The sequence below is a fragment of the Arthrobacter sp. JCM 19049 genome (assembly GCF_001310435.1).
The window spans coordinates 1-644 of record NZ_BAXF01000868.1 but is presented as its reverse complement, the minus strand read 5'-3'; the positions used below and the strand labels follow the sequence as shown (position 1 = coordinate 644).

Annotated in this window: 1 pseudogene; it reads left to right on the top strand. The window is 70.3% G+C overall.

From position 1 onward, the window contains the following. Positions 1–112: 112 nt before the first annotated feature. Positions 113–644: pseudogene (locus JCM19049_RS16820) on the top strand (MFS transporter); the annotation flags it as partial.

Sequence of the window (644 nt, the reverse complement as noted above, 5' to 3'; positions counted from 1 at the left end):
GCTGGCGCTGCTGGTCTGGGTCCCGCAGCTGGGCCGCTTTCCGGGACGGCTCAAGGCCAGCCCGGCCGTGGCCGATGCCCCCACCGAACGCGGTGAACCGCCGTTCCGGGCAATGCTCACCGATCCGGTGGCGATCGCCGTCACGGTTCTCATGGGCCTGCAAAGCGTCAGCTACTACGTCGCACTGACCTGGGTTCCCACCATGCTGCAGGATGCCGGCATGGATGCCAGCACCGCCGTGGATGCTTGCCTACTCCGCCTTCCCCGGCATCGTGGCCTCACTGTTCACCCCGGCCCTGGCCGTGCGGGTGCGGGCCACCTGGCTGCCGGTGGTGCTGGCCGTGGCCCTGACCGGCGCCGCCTACCTCGGTCTGGCGTTCCTCCCCGCCACCGGCGCGCTGGTGTGGATGACGCTGCTCGGGTTGGGGCAGGGCGCTCGATCAGCCTGTCGCTGTCCTACATTGTCTGGCGCTCACCCAACACCCATTTCACCGGCCACCTCTCGACCATGGCGCAGGGCTTTGGCTACCTGCTGGCGGGCCTGGGGCCCATCGGCATCGGCGCGCTGCACGGGCTCACCGGTGAATGGGTCGTGCCGATCGGCGTCCTGGGCGTGCTGCTGGTGGCCCAGCTGGTGGCCGGCA